Annotated in this window: 12 protein-coding genes; 2 read left to right on the forward strand and 10 right to left on the reverse strand. The window is 26.2% G+C overall.

Going from position 1 to position 15,210, the window contains the following annotated elements; all coding sequences use genetic code 11:
* Nucleotides 1-395: 395 nt before the first annotated feature.
* The 3 genes from ERX40_RS09875 to ERX40_RS09885 form a co-directional block, all read right to left on the reverse strand.
* Nucleotides 396-1,121, reverse strand: coding sequence for a DUF6270 domain-containing protein (locus ERX40_RS09875; RefSeq protein WP_133418338.1), 726 nt, complete (start codon nucleotides 1,119-1,121; stop codon nucleotides 396-398).
* A gap of 61 nt (nucleotides 1,122-1,182) precedes the next feature.
* Entirely contained in the window at nucleotides 1,183-2,373 is a 1,191-nt protein-coding gene (locus ERX40_RS09880) for an ATP-grasp domain-containing protein (protein ID WP_133418339.1), read from the reverse strand.
* An 11-nt stretch (nucleotides 2,374-2,384) separates the two neighbouring features.
* Entirely contained in the window at nucleotides 2,385-3,554 is a 1,170-nt protein-coding gene (locus tag ERX40_RS09885) for an MFS transporter (RefSeq protein ID WP_133418340.1), read from the reverse strand.
* Nucleotides 3,555-3,627: 73 nt separating this feature from the next.
* Between ERX40_RS09885 and ERX40_RS09890 the strand changes: the two genes are divergently transcribed.
* Entirely contained in the window at nucleotides 3,628-4,803 is a 1,176-nt protein-coding gene (locus ERX40_RS09890; RefSeq protein ID WP_133418341.1) for an ATP-grasp domain-containing protein, read from the forward strand.
* 3 nt (nucleotides 4,804-4,806) lie between these two features.
* On the forward strand, nucleotides 4,807-5,988 hold the full coding sequence (locus tag ERX40_RS09895; RefSeq protein ID WP_133418342.1) for an ATP-grasp domain-containing protein: 1,182 nt from the start codon (nucleotides 4,807-4,809) through the stop codon (nucleotides 5,986-5,988).
* 101 nt (nucleotides 5,989-6,089) lie between these two features.
* On the opposite strand, the gene ERX40_RS09900 is transcribed toward ERX40_RS09895, so the two are convergent.
* From ERX40_RS09900 to ERX40_RS09930, 7 genes are read right to left on the reverse strand one after another with little or no spacing between them, the layout of a single operon-like run.
* Nucleotides 6,090-7,262 carry a nucleotide sugar dehydrogenase gene (locus ERX40_RS09900; RefSeq protein ID WP_133418343.1) on the reverse strand — a complete coding sequence of 391 codons (1,173 nt, stop codon included), beginning with the start codon at nucleotides 7,260-7,262 and terminating at the stop codon, nucleotides 6,090-6,092.
* Nucleotides 7,263-7,282: 20 nt separating this feature from the next.
* The gene (locus ERX40_RS09905) at nucleotides 7,283-10,201 is read right to left on the reverse strand and encodes a non-ribosomal peptide synthetase (protein ID WP_133418344.1); all 2,919 of its coding nucleotides are present in this window, start codon (nucleotides 10,199-10,201) and stop codon (nucleotides 7,283-7,285) included.
* A 9-nt stretch (nucleotides 10,202-10,210) separates the two neighbouring features.
* A complete protein-coding gene (locus ERX40_RS09910) occupies nucleotides 10,211-11,251 on the reverse strand; it encodes a glycosyltransferase (RefSeq protein WP_133418345.1) in 1,041 nt (346 codons plus the stop codon).
* 5 nt (nucleotides 11,252-11,256) lie between these two features.
* Nucleotides 11,257-11,979 (reverse strand): FkbM family methyltransferase, encoded by a 723-nt coding sequence (locus ERX40_RS09915; RefSeq protein ID WP_165980741.1) that lies wholly within the window; start codon nucleotides 11,977-11,979, stop codon nucleotides 11,257-11,259.
* 25 nt (nucleotides 11,980-12,004) lie between these two features.
* A complete protein-coding gene (locus tag ERX40_RS09920; RefSeq protein ID WP_133418347.1) occupies nucleotides 12,005-12,973 on the reverse strand; it encodes a hypothetical protein in 969 nt (322 codons plus the stop codon).
* Complete coding sequence (locus tag ERX40_RS09925) at nucleotides 12,960-14,192, reverse strand: methionine adenosyltransferase (protein ID WP_133418348.1); 1,233 nt, start codon at nucleotides 14,190-14,192, stop codon at nucleotides 12,960-12,962. The genes ERX40_RS09920 and ERX40_RS09925 overlap by 14 nt, the downstream gene beginning before the upstream one ends.
* A 2-nt stretch (nucleotides 14,193-14,194) precedes the next feature.
* A complete protein-coding gene (locus ERX40_RS09930) occupies nucleotides 14,195-15,127 on the reverse strand; it encodes a hypothetical protein (protein ID WP_165980742.1) in 933 nt (310 codons plus the stop codon).
* Between the last annotated feature and the right edge of the window lie 83 nt (nucleotides 15,128-15,210).

Genomic DNA, 15,210 nt, shown 5'->3' on the forward strand with positions numbered 1-15,210 from the left:
CCTCCTCTATCCGCTTCTTCATCCGCTCCTGACGCTTCCGTTCCTCCCTCATCCTCAGCTTCTCCTGACTCGCCATCCTGATATTAGAGACCTGTCTTCTCACTTAATCTTATGAAAATAAAGAGTGTACAGAAAATAATGTTTCTAGAACAACTATTTATCGCTATTTAAAGAAAATGGACAACAATATTAAAAATGAGAGCTAGAATCTTCTAGCTCTCATTTATCAGTATAGGTAAATTATATGATTTTACCTGATTAATTTACTTGTTTTTAACAAATATTAAAACAGCAATAAACACTATTAATAAATAACAATAAGATACTATTGGTAATGATGAATATATACTTTAACATTTCTAAGATAAAATCTTGAAGTTCTTTAAAATTTTAATTTATAATTTGTCAAAATAAAAATTTTTTTTAGTTTCTATTACATATTTAATACCGTCGTTTAGTTTTATGTAAAAATCATCTTCGTAATGGAACGGAGATAGTCCCCACCTGTGATCAGATGTTCCGAAAAATCCGTTTAATTCTATTGTTAATAAATTTTGTATATTAGATTCAAGTAAGTCAAATATTAAATCTGAGTTTTTTAGTAGAAATTTTGCATTGTCATTTAGATTTTGATGTAACAACTTATTAGAGTTATTATCATAGTAGAATAATGTAGGCTTAACTTTATTTAAAATTACTAATTCATATTTAGAAAATAATGAGACAATCTCTTGTATCCTATTCTTTAGTAATAATAACTTATCCTCATGATTTAAAAGACTATATCCAATATCAATTTTGGAGTTTTGAAATTCTCTAGAAAATGTAAATAAAGTATCTGAATGTTGTGCGATTCGCAGTCTCTCTTCAAAAATATCAATCAATAAAATATTATTTTTAGGTCTTTTTAAATATTTTTGATGAGTTTTTGTGAGGTCATTGTAAACCATATTTTTATTAAATTTTGAGTCTAGTTTAATATCATTAAATTCAATATTTAGAGGAGGGGAAACGGCACTTACCATTGATGATCTAGCAAAGTAATGTCCTAATGAATATGATGAGTTTTTGAAATTGAATGAATCTCTAGAAATACAAGATCCAAATATATCTATTTTCATAGTATTTGCTCCTCTTTCGATAATTTTTAGTAATTCTTTAAAATAGTAATGTAAAATCTAATTAGACAACTACAATTTTATTGTCTTTAGTTTGCAGAATATAAAATACTTTGTCTAAATAATCTTTACATGAATCTATTGCTTGTTTAGAAGTTGGACCTTTTGAAATTACATAGCATAATCTATCTAAAGAGCTTGAAGTGGGGGTGATAAAATCATTTACATTTTTAAATTTGTAAAATTCTATAAAATTCATATTATTATCATCATTTTGATTAATAATTGAAATAACTTTTCCTTGAACATCACTGGTTTTAAACCAAATAGCGGAATGTATATTTTTAGGTTCAATATTTATATCGGTGTGTGTGTTATGAATTAATGTATTAGTTAAGAAATAATCAAAGATATCAAAATTTAAGGCTTCTTTTATTAAAATAGGTATGCAGTCACCCGGAGGCCTTAGATGAGTCTCAATTAGCTGTATATTTTGTTGTTCGGTTATTATAATCTCTGTGTGACTAATACCATCATTAACGTTAAGTTTATCTAATAAAGAAACAATAAAACTTTTAATTTTCTCTTCTAAAAGATTAGGGAATACTTTAGGAAAAGAATGTCCTATCTCAACAAAATTCTGATTTTTATATTTTTTTGTAATTCCAATTATTTTATGTATATTATTTATCGAAATAACTTCAATACTATATTCTTTACCGAAAATAAATTCTTCTAGAATTCCTATTTTATTATCTTTAGAAAAGTTTATCCAATTATTTTGCAGTTCACTTTCATTATTGATTTTATAAACATTTTGACTTGCAAATCCATCTATTGGTTTTAATATTGCAGGATATTTAGTTTTTATTATTCCTTTTTTTAAATCCTCATAATTGTTAATAATAGCATATTTAAAACTATTATTTTCTTGAAAAACTCTCATTTCATATTTGTTATTAATTTTAGAAATATTATGGTTACTATTAGAGGGCACTTTTAAGTGTTCAGATAATCGATAAGTTAACTCCATACTTCTTTCACGGAAACAATAGATATAATCAAAAGGGTTTTGTGTATGGAGCACATTTATAATTTCTATATTGTTTTCTAGTATAGAGTCTATAGTTATAATTCTGTGGTATTCATAAGGTCTAATTTCTTCTGGATAAGAGAGCCATGTTACATGATGATTACTATTTCTTAACCATTTGTGAGGAGGTGGGAATCCATCTATAATTAAAATATTCTTCATAATTAGTCTCCTTAATATTTATTTTTTTTTAATATTAAAATAATCCATATAGCATTTATAGAGATAAGACCAAAGGAAATGATATAAAAAACCTTAGTTATTGTATATTCAGCTATAATTCCAAAAATAAGAAAACCCAACGGTGTAGCCATAGAAGATATTGTAAAAATAATTGCAAATACTTGTCCTAAGTATTTTTGTTCGACATTCAATTGAATGTAATTTTGGAATGCAATATTATATCTCCCTAAAGAAAAGTTTAATATAAAACAACAAATCAACATTGAGAGACTTGAATACAAAAAGGCAGGCAGCAATAGGAAAATACCTGAGACAAATATCATAAATCTTTCAGATACTAACTGCTCATCTAATTTTATAAAGTTTGATGATAGAACTCCTAGTAGTAATCCAAGTGATTCAAAAGATAAAAATAATCCATACATAGATGTATCTTCAATCACTTCCTTAGAATATATAGGTAGTATTAGGTTAAAACCTGTTAAAAAAAAGTTAGAAAAAAAACCTGTATATAAGAGATAAGAAAGTAATTTATCTCTTTGTATGTATTTAATATTCTCTTTGTAGCTTTTAAAGAATGAGTTTTTTCTTTTAAAATTAGTTTTTTTAGTTTTAATGTTATTTATAAATATAAATGAACAAAGATAACTTAGGGCATTTATTAGTAAAACAGAAGTAATATCAATTAATTCATTAGAATACAAATATGTAGATAATATAGGTGTAAGTACTTTATTGAACTCGTTAATTGAAGAAAGGCTGGTGTTAAATGTCACCAATCTATCTTTAGTAGATATTTCAGGAATAAGAGATTTAAATATTGGAGAACTAAAGGAGTTGTTAATATTTAGTAATATAATTAATGATAAAATAAACCAAATGTTTTCATATTTAACTAGTGGAATCATCAATATACAACAACTCATAGAAAATAAATCTACAATTTTTAACGATTCAGTTTTCTCCTTGCCTTCACTAAAGTAACCTCCTACTAGGCTAGAAACTACACTTGCCATGCCACCAATACTAAGGGTTAGACCTAATATACTGTTGCTCCCATAAACAGATAAAATATATAAACTAATAATAGTATTGAATATAGTACTTCCAATAACGGATGTTATCTTAGCAGATAATAAGTTAATTTCATTAATTTTCATTATTCCCTCCTATTACATATAATATATATTATACTAAAAAAAAGTAAAGTTCACCCATAGGAGGTAAGAGCTAATGAACATAGTTTTTATTATGAGAGATAAGTATGACAGAACACCTCTCCCACACGTAAATCTGTCCGAAATAAATTTTTACATTTTTTGTCTTAAAAAACATGAATTAACCTTTGAAATTTTTAATAATGTAAAGAGTTATGATAAATTTGATGATGAATTGGACAAAGATATAATACTATTAAATAGCAACTCAAAGATAGATAGAATATTTGTTTTTGATGAAAGAGATATTGAAAGAGCTGCAAATTTGAGAAGTGTATTAAATATCAAAGGATTAAAAATAGAAGAGGCAAAAATATTTAGAAATAAAAATTTAATGAAAATAAAAATAGAATCATGTGGATTTAAAACTCCAAAATATAAAATGATAAATACTTTTGAGGATCTAGAGTCTTTTATTAGAAATAAGGATTATCCACTAATATTGAAGCCAATAGATGGTTTGTCTTCAATAGGAGTTAAAAAAATATCGTCATTTGAAGAGTACAATGAAATTAAAGAAGAAGTTTCTCTTCCTTGTTTAATAGAGGAATATATTGACGGAGATATGTTTCATATTGATGGAATAATAGATAATGGAGAAGTTATTTTTAAATCGGTGACAAAATATATTACACAACCACTAGAATATACAAATGGACTTGGGTTAAATTCTATGTTACTTCCAAATAGTGATCCGATGTTTCTATTATTATCAGAATACACAGATAGAATAACTAATATTTTAAATTTTGATGAGCAATCAATATTTCATTTAGAAGTTTTTTTTGTAAAGGAAGAGATATTATTTTGTGAGATTGCTTGTAGAGCAGGAGGTGGTAATATAATAAAGATGATTGAAATTGCTTATGGTGTGAATATGGAAAAAGAATATATCGAACTAAACCTAGGTAGAAATATAACATCTAATATATTAAATAATAACTCTCAATATTACTTAAAGACCAATTATTTAAATAAGAAAGGTGTTTTATCCAAACCTATTAAAAATCCGACGTTTAGTTGGTGTGTACACTTTGAATTTACCGGTAAAATTAATAAGGATTATACTACACCCCAAAATTATTTTGATTATTATGCACAGTCAATAATAAAATCTGAGAATAAAAAGGATCTAAATGATAAATATTTTATTCTGTTGAAATATATAGAAAAACAAAAAATATGGAGGTAAAAAATGATATTGATTATCACCACATATCCAAATATATATACAAAGTTAAAAGAGTATATTTTAAATAATGGGATTAAAGAATATGTTTTAATAACCTCAAAAAAAAATGAGTTAAGTTATAAAGGATTAAACTGTGACTGTGTTAATGAATTTAACCAAGAGTCTATAGTTTCTAGAGCAATCTTCTATCATCAGAAGAATAAGGTTAAGAGAGTGATCTCATTTGGAGAGAAAGATGTTATTATTGCTGCCTATATAAGATCTTTATTAAATATAGAAGGTCAAAAAATTAATAATGCTGAAGTATTTAGAAATAAATATGTGATGAAGAAAAAATTGATAGAAAAGAAATTTATTGTTTCAAATTTTGAAGGTAATTTAACTAGGGAAAAGATTTTATTTTTTATTAAAAAAAATGGAAAATCGGTTTTAAAACCTTTGTATGGGGTGGCTTCTAAAGGTATATTTATAATAGATGCTGAAACGGATTTAGAAAATATTGTTTGCAAAATTAATCTAGATAATTATATGCTTGAAAAGTATGTTGACTTTAAAGCAATGTATTCAATTGATTCTTTAGTTATAAATGGAGTTTCTGTTATAAATGCAGCTCACAAATATAATATTGATCCTTTGATGATGACAAATACCAAGAAATGGCATGTAGTAAATCAACTCAATATAGATAGTACATTTTCTAAAAGACTTATTGAAATTCAAAAATCTTTGATAGATAAATTGGAAAATGAGAATTCAAGTTACGCTATGCATACAGAAGTTTTTCATACAATAGATGATAGAATAATGATATGTGAAGTTGCTAGCAGATTTGGTGGAGCTAGAATACCTGATTTATTAAATAATGCGTTTAAAGTTAATGTATACGATATGTATTTAGATAGTTTATTTGAGCGAAGAATTACTCAAGACAAAGTAGTAGAGCAGAAAAGTAAAGTCTGTTCTATTCTAATACCTAAAGTTATCGGTGAGGTTAATGGATTTCCTGATAAAGAAACTATAAATCTGCCTTTTATATCAGAATATTCTCTATATGTAAAAAATGGAGATGATATAAAAGAGATGAAGCACAGTGTAGATTCTGCGGCTGTGATGGTTCTTACTGTACCTCTTGAAGAAGAAATAACTGTGCATATAAATAATATAAAAAGGTATTTTCCGTATTAGAATTTTTTTGTTACTCATAAAAAAATTCTAAAAAACAAACTAAGGTTAGTATTAAGTTCCCCTGCCATGATAGATGAACTTTACCCCAAACCTTAGTTTTTTTAGTCTCTATAGAATACGTCTCTTGTAAAAATTTTATTTTTAAACTTTTCTAAATTTTTATCGTATCTATTAGATAATACAAAGTCACTTTTTTCAAAGAGTTCATCGAGATCTTTGCATAACTCTACATCAGAAGAATTAAAGTTAGTTAATAAAGGTTCGTATATTAATATATTAACTTTATTAGACTTTAGATATTTGATTATATCCCATATAGCAGATTCACGAAAATTTGATGAATCTTTTTTCATGGTTAAACGATAAATTCCAATAACCTTTGGATTTAATTTCATTAAATTTTCAACGATAAATTTTTTACGTTCTTGATTAGATTGATTAATAGAACTGATTAAAGCACTGTGCACTTCATTCAAGTGAATAGTTGTTTGTTTAGTATCTTTCGGTAAGCAATAACCTCCATATCCAAATGATGGATTATTATAATGATTACCTATTCTAGGGTCTAAACACACACCACTTATGATATTTTTTGCAGAAACTTTATTTTCTATACAGAAACTATCTATTTCATTAAAAAAAGCAACTCTCATAGCTAGATAGGTGTTGGAGAATAATTTTATAGATTCAGCCTCTTTAGAGGTAGTGATTAAACAAGAAACATCCGAGGATACGGTAGCTTCTAGATATAAATCTGCAATTTTTTTTGAAATAAGACTATCTCCTCCGATAATTATTCTACTAGGGTGAATACTGTCATATATGGCATTTCCTTCCCTTAAAAATTCAGGAGAAAAAATGATACGATTAGTGTTATATTTTTTATTTAATTCATCTGTAAGTCCGATATTGATTGTGGATTTAATAACAAAGATAGTATGTTTATTTTGAAAAATGTTTTGTTCTATAATACTTTCAATAATAGAAGTATCAAATTTATTTTCTTTCTCAATATAGTCTGTTGGGGCAGAGATGATAATAATATCTGGATTCGATAAATCAGCTAAGTTAGATTTTATCAACTTAAAGGCTACATTATTAGATTTAAAATTATTATAATTAAATCCTATTCCGTCATCAATGGGTAAGACGTTGTTTTTTAACATATCAATTTTATAGTTATCTACATCGTAGCCAATGATATTATTATTATTACTAAGTGTAATTAAGTTAGCTAAGCCTACGTAACCCAGTCCAAAAATAGAAATTTTCATTAAAACCCTTCTTTATATTATTAAAATATTTCATGAGTTGAAATTATATGGATATATCCATTATTAATAAATGAATTGATATATATTTTTTTGCTTGTATTTTGTAATTCTAAAAATGTATCTTTTATATTATTTAGATATTCTTTTTTTGTTAAATCATCAAACTCACCTAAAAAATTAAATGAAATCTTTGAAATATCTGATAGTTTTTCTTTGTAAAAAACCTCTTTTTCGGTAAAAATAGGATAATTTTTATTAAATAAAAAACCAGGACGATAAAAAACATCTATATAGTTTGTGCTGTGGAAGACATCAATATTTTTTTCATAAAAATCTTTATATGAATTTTCCTTATCAAACAATAAATATTTTGAACTAGCACAAGATCCAACAGTATATCTCATATCTTTAAGGGGTCTTCCATCATAAAGAACAGCTACTATTATTTTATTTATATTTGAAATTCTATGAATTTCTTTGCAAATGTGATACGAAACAAATAATATATAATCAATGGATTTTAATAGTTTCGGATCTGGTATAGCTGTTATCGTTTTTTTCTGAGGAATTAATTTTATATTAAAATTTCTGATATCATGATTGAAAGATATTAAATTATTATGAATGGTATTCTTTTTTAGATATTTATTTTTGTTAAATTTAAATACATAGTTGCAATATTGCTCGTATGATATTGAATAGGGGACTTCTTTACCTTGAATAATAAATGATATCTCCTCCATTAATATCTTTTCTACAGATTTATCAGCTATTGCATGATCTAATATTAATAAAAGATATGTTTCTGAACCATTAGTTATTATTATAGGTATAGATAATAAACCATTATGTTTTCTAGATGTCTCTAGAATTTCAGGAGCGATGTTCTCTATGTGACTAATTACTGCTGTCGAGTTATTAAAATCATCTATAGTAATAACAGAGGATATATTTTTTTTGATTTCAAAAGCTAAATATCCATCTGTACTCGTGATTCTAGAGTTTAGTATTTGATGCTTCAAAAATAATTTGTTTAGAACTTTTAAAGCGTTATCAATTTTATCAAATTTGTATTTCACAATTGCGGCGCTTCTAAACTTATTGTAAAACTGCAAACGTTGTGTGTGTATGACTGGGAAAGAATGTACGGGTGAAAAATCTTGAAATAAATAATCATTTAACTTTTTATAAATTTTATTTTTTTGAATATCATTAAGATTTTTATCGACTATTATAAAATCATTTTCCTTTTTTATTAAACAATTCTTTATTAATAAATTAAGATTTTCTGAAGAGTAAATGTCACTGTATTCTAATTTTATATCAAAGTAATTTTCTAAGGTTAGTATCAGTTGAACAATATTTAGAGAGTCTAACCCTAAATCAAGAATATTATTATTTGAATGAAGGTCATAAATTGGAATATCTAAGATTCTAGAAATCTCTTTTAATAAATCTAAATATTCAATATCCATATTATCAGATTCGTTAATCGGGTCTGATTGTATGTATTTCTTTATAAGTTTTTTCTTGTCAATTTTACCATTAGAAGTTATAGGGAATTGATTAATAACTACAAAATGGTGGGGAACTAAAAAACTAGGGTATAGTTGTTCAATTTTTTTCTTTAAACCATCCAAATTTATATCACTCAAAATAAAAGCATATAATTTCCTATAATTTTTAATTACTACACATTTATCTACACCTTTAAATTTTTCAATATTTGATTCTATTTCACCTAATTCTACACGGACACCATTAATTTTTACTTGACTATCAGTTCTGCCTTTAAAATAATAGAGATGTTCATTTCTTTTAACTATATCTCCAGTGTTATAATACATTTCATTGTTTATTTGTATAAAATTTCCATTCATTTCTTCCTGAATATAACCATTAGATACTCCCTTACCTGAAATATGTAATAGACCTTCGTTACACTCTTTTTTATCATCATTAAAAATCTTGAAGGTAGTATCTAGAATTGGAATACCTATAGGTATATCGTTTATTTGGTGACGAGGTAATATATAATATGATGCATAAACAGTTGTTTCTGTTGGACCATATACATTTATCAATGTAAAATTAAAATTATTTGATATATAAAAATCATGTATATTCTTGGTGAATTTTTCACCACAAATTAATACATACTTCAATTGATCCAATAAATAGAATTCAGATTTTTTTAGTATTCTAATAAGAGTAGAAAAATTTGAAGGAGATGTAGCAAAATGTGTTATATTATACTTTTTTACTTTATTGGTAAATAACCTATAGTTTTCAATACTTTTAAGAGGCATAGTATACACTTTTCCTCCTCCTTGTATCCATCCAAGAATTTCTGTAATAGATACATCAAATGTGTATGGAGTAGAAAATAAGTAAGTAGATAAGTAATTTACCGGACTAATAATTTGAATGTTATTCAGAATATAATTCAGATTTTTTTGATTTATTATTACTCCTTTTGGTTTTCCTGTACTACCAGAAGTATGCATTATATATATCTCATTTTCTTCAGAGTACTCGTAGTTATTGTGAAATTCTAGATTTCTCTTATTAATTGAGTTTCTAATATCCATAATTTTGACTTCACGAGGCTGTTGAAAGTCTAAATCTATATTGGTTATAAGTAAGTCGGCTTTTGTGCTTACAAAAATATGTTCAAATTTTTCACTATCTATATCAAGAGGTAATGGTACAAATGTATTATTTGATTTGATAATTGATAGTACCGCTAAAATGATGTCAGGAGAATGAGTTAATCTTAATAGGATACGTTTATTTTTACCTATACTTTGGTTTATTTTATTTGCAAGGTAATTAGTTATAGTATCAACTTCTCTATACGTGTAGCTCTGATTATTATCTTCTAATGCGATTTTTTCAGGAAATAGTAAAGCATTATTTTTTAATATATTTATTATCATATATAAACCTCATCTATACATATTTCTTAATTCATGTGAAACATTAAAAATAGATTTTAGAGCAACTGATTTATTAGTACAAGATTGTAGATAGCTTGTAACTCTAAGTAAGAAGAAAGGAAGTATATTTTTTGCAAGTTGTGAACTACTTTGACCTTTAATATTTTCATTATCAAATAATATTTTTGACCACTCTTTATCTGACATAATGTAATCATCGTTATATAAGGATGTATTTAACATATTTATAGCATTATTTTTCTGATTTTTTATAATATTTATATCTATTTTATAAATTGGATCAATCAGAGAATAATCTTTATTTGATTTAATAACTTTAGATTTAGGTAAATGGGTAAGAATCTTTTTAGTTTCATAGTAGCTGCTGGCAACTTCGTAAAACATTTTTTCTATTTTATGAAAGCTAGGGTTATGTACTTTTCTATCTAACTCTATCTCTGTGACATTGAAATCTCCATATAAGGCATGTAATGAGAGGAAAATATCGACACCATAAGTATACGCATATTTATGCCACACAATTTCATTAATGAGATACTGTACATATTTTTTCGATAAAGCAAAGTCCCCAGCTATCAATTGCATTGGACAGTTAGGAATTTGATACTGTATTAGAGGGAAAATAAAATGGTTGGTAGTATTACCTTCTTGAAAACTTCGTTTATAGTTTGGAATCACATAGTCTGCCCCATCTTTTAAAGCGGTGAAGTTTTTCTTTAGCCACTCTTCATCTAGTGAAGTGATATCGCCATCTATTAAGATACAACCTAAACATCCTTTAATCTTAACGACTTCTTCAAATATAGCTCTAATATTATATCCTTTTCCTATTTCTTTAGTAATTATTGAGATTTTTTTATGTACAGTCGGTGTGTTTTTGAATACTTTAGAAGTACCATCGGGACTATTATTGTCAGAGTTCACTATAATAATTTTTTCTCCTAAATTTGAGGAATAAGTATCTATTTTCTCAACTAGAGCTTTAATGTTTTTGGATTCATTGTAACTGGGAATTCCGATAACAAACATTTTCTTCACTCTCCATAATAATTATTTTTAAGTTTATCTTTACGTATAAAAATTAAATTAGATATTGTATCAGCAAAAAACTTATATCCGTTATCATTTAGATAATCAACTATATTTTTGGTATCATCTCTATGCTGACCATTTTTAGGATTAACAACTTCTATGCATATTATAAAAGGTTTATATTTCTCAAAATCTATAGTTTTTAGTACTTTAAATTCATTTCCTTCAATATCTATATCCATCAAATGTATGTCTTTTGTTCTAAAATACTTAGAGAGTATACTATTTATATTAACGACTTGCACATCGTACGTTTGTTTAATACTGTACCCTTTTTCTTCATATATTTCCTTATCATTGATATTTGTTGTACTTATCAAACCTAAATCGAATTCATGAAACTTTTCTGTTTTTGTATCTTCACCTATTGCCAAGGATAAAAATGTATCTCGAGGTCTTTTCTTGATAAAAGCTTTTTTTACATTTTTGCGAGGATCAACACAAATTCCACTATGTCCCATTTTGTAAAAATAGTAGGTATTACTATAGAGTACTGGTTCACCAGCTCCTATATCTATATAGTTAATATCTTTGTCAATTTTAAAAGCATATCTAAGTAAATTGTTGATTAGCATATCTTCTTCTCTATGAGAGTAACTAACGGTGCCAAATTTAAAGATTTTTCTATAAAGACCTTTTTTATTTTGTACGTATTTAAACTTCATCATATTACCTCGTTATTTTTTCATTTTAATTGAAAGTATCATTAATAAAAACTTTAGATAAATCAGATATACTAGGGCTATTTGTTTGATATACGTTCATATCAAGCATTTTAAATATAATTTTTTCTCGTAATTTATCAGAACTCATGTAATTAATTTGAGGAAGAGATCCAAGATATTTACCATTATCATCTTGAAATGGCATAGTCTGACCTGAAATGTGTCTTCCAATTCTTTCGTGTAAAAGTAGAGTTGACTGCAGATTATTCCATTTTTTGATACTTGTTTTTTCTTGAAAAGGATCAATTCTAATATCTATTATTTTTTTAATAACAGCCTCTTGACTATATGACTCAAGTGAAAGCTCTTTAGCTGACAACTTTATTTTATTATTCCATGAAGCATTATTATGGATGCTATTCGATGTAAATAATTTGGAGAATTTATTAAGTTCTGAGTTTGCTTTTATTGCGGTTTCTCTAAAGGTGAACCATGAAGATCCTTCGTAAGTGCATAATTCACCTTTAGGATTAATACCAATCCTAGTTAAATCATTCCCTATAATTTTGAAATCGTAATTATAACACATTGAGTAGGCTAAAGTAGTTTTTCCTGAGCCTTTTTCTCCCATTATTAAATATGATTTATTATCTTTGTTTGAATAGATGGATGCACTATGTATCAAAGTAGTTTGTAAATAACTCGTTTGCAAGCACTCTGCTATATAGTCAACAATTAAATATATAGCTGTCCCTTCTTGAAAGTTACCAATAGGACCTGAGATGTAAAATCTATTTTCAGACTCATCAAAAATTACCGTAGCAGTATTACTAGGTATAAAGTACACTGAAATTTCTAACAAAATCTCTTTAGTACGATTCTCACTAAACATTCTATTGTAGTATAGATTTAATATATTATTTATATTTATAGAGTTATCTAAGATTAAATTTACTTTTATAGTTTCATGAAAAACAAGTTTAATTTTTTTCATAATAGCACTCTTGTTTAAAATTTGGGAGGAAAGGCTGAGATTCAATTAAAATATCAGTTGTTTTCCTTTTTAATGAAAGAGAATCTAGAACAATCTTTTCAATTATTTTTTCATCAACCTTTTCAGTGGTACTAACAATAATTTTAGAAGGACTATACAACTTATCTCCAATATTTGCTCTTAGAATAACTTGACAAGGAGTATTTAAAGTATCATATATATCTTTAGCAATCTTATCAGCTTGATATCCTAAAACTTTTCCAACAAAATAAGTAGAGTTTTTTCCATGAGGTGCTTCCATAGTATTCGGTCTAAAGCTAGAAATTATTCCATGTGTTTTATTGCCACGTCCTACAGCTCCTTCTTCTCCAAAGTCTATACAAGAACCAGCAGTAACTAAATACAATGAATCACTTGGATTTATAATTAAATTAATTTTATTGTGAGGAAAATTTTGAGAAACAATACTTTCCAAAGACATTTTTAATGACTTAAGTCTTGATATGTATTCATCTTTTGAATGAGTAAAAGTTGTTACTTGAGGAACTGCGAGAGTCGCAGTTATTTCATCTTTATCACGAACAACCATTACTTTAATATCTCCACCAAATTCTTTAAATCTAGGGTAAGGGAGGTCATCTTCATTTTTTAAATAGAAATAACTTTCAAGAAAGAGTGCTATTTGCTCACATGGAGTGAGAGGCCAGTAGCTAATCATTGTTGCGGTATCATTAGCAAATGGTCCATCTTCAGAATATTCAGGTAAATCATTTATATCTCTAGGTTTAAACCAGAAAGGTTTAGTTGTGTAATTAGAAGTAACTGAATCAAAAGTAATCATTTTAGGATCCTCTACATTTAAATGTGGAAGAACACGTTTGATGTATTTTTTAGCAGAAGCTATCTGAATTTCTTTAAGTGGAATAGGAGTACCATTAAAGTCTTTTGTGCCTCTACCCATGAAAATTACTTGGATTGGATTTTTAAAAACTCCTTTTCCAAATTTTTGTTCACAGTTACCGCCTAAAATCATTAGTTTGTCAAAATTATGGTGAGGGATACATCCGAACTTTGATAAACAGTATTTAGAATATTCTATTTCAGCTAATTCTGCAATACCATCAGCTAGGGTGTCTGGATGACCTAAACCTTTTCTTTCTACGACCTCATAATCTAATTTTTCAGGGCTAGTATGTGAATAGTTAATTGAAATTGTCATTGTTAGTCTCCTAAATATATAGTATTTTTATTTTTATATAAATATAGTAATAAATGGTTTATAATCAATATTTTTTCCAAGGAATATTGATTAGGGAGTTTATCATGAATGATATTCCTATAATGATTATCTAATAGATTATCAAATAAATAATTTATTGAATCATTTATTCGTATTTCTGTATATAATCTCTCAACATTTTGAACCGGATCGAATTTTAGAGAGGAATTGATAGAATTATCTTCATTAATGCAAAGAGACCTATTCATATTATTTGGTATTTTAAAATGCCCTTTAACATAAAAGTCTCCTAAAAAACTAGTTATAAATATATCTATATTATTAATTTTGAAATGTATTGATACTCCTTGATTATTGTAATTATTTTTATCAATGTAGTGATTGTTTTCTTCAATTGTGATTTCATCTAGGTTAATTTTTAAGTAATCTAATACTGCTAAAATGTGAGGGATTTCTATTCCATATGCCTCTAGATTTGAATCAATAAAACGACCATTAATTTGATCGAGTAGTCTATTTTTAGACATGTCAATGGATATTTTATTAATAGTATTAAAGTTTAAACTTCGGCTGAATTTTTCTAAAGCTTTAGAAGAATAATACTGTTCGTTAACATAAATCTTATTTTTTAAGCCTTTGTAAGAATCAAAAATTGATAATAATAGATTATATTCATCTTGGCTGCTAAATAATGGTTTTTCAATAATAATTTTTTTAAAAACTATTTTTTTACTTAGAATAGATTTTAATACAATGATATGAGTAGTAGAAGGTGTGGATATATCAATAATATCGAATTCCATTTCTAGGTTATCTAGAGAATTTAAGAATATAAAATTTGAGGGAATGTCATTAATGGTTTTGTTAAAGTCAAATATAAAAATATTTTTATAATATTTTTGTAGAACTTTCAACTTAATTTTAGCTATTTTTCCATAGCCTATTAGTAAATAATTCTTATTAGCTATTATATATCAACTCCTTATTTTAATGTAAA

It is taken from the genome of Macrococcus carouselicus, from assembly GCF_004359515.1.
GTDB classification, from domain to species: domain Bacteria; phylum Bacillota; class Bacilli; order Staphylococcales; family Staphylococcaceae; genus Macrococcus; species Macrococcus carouselicus.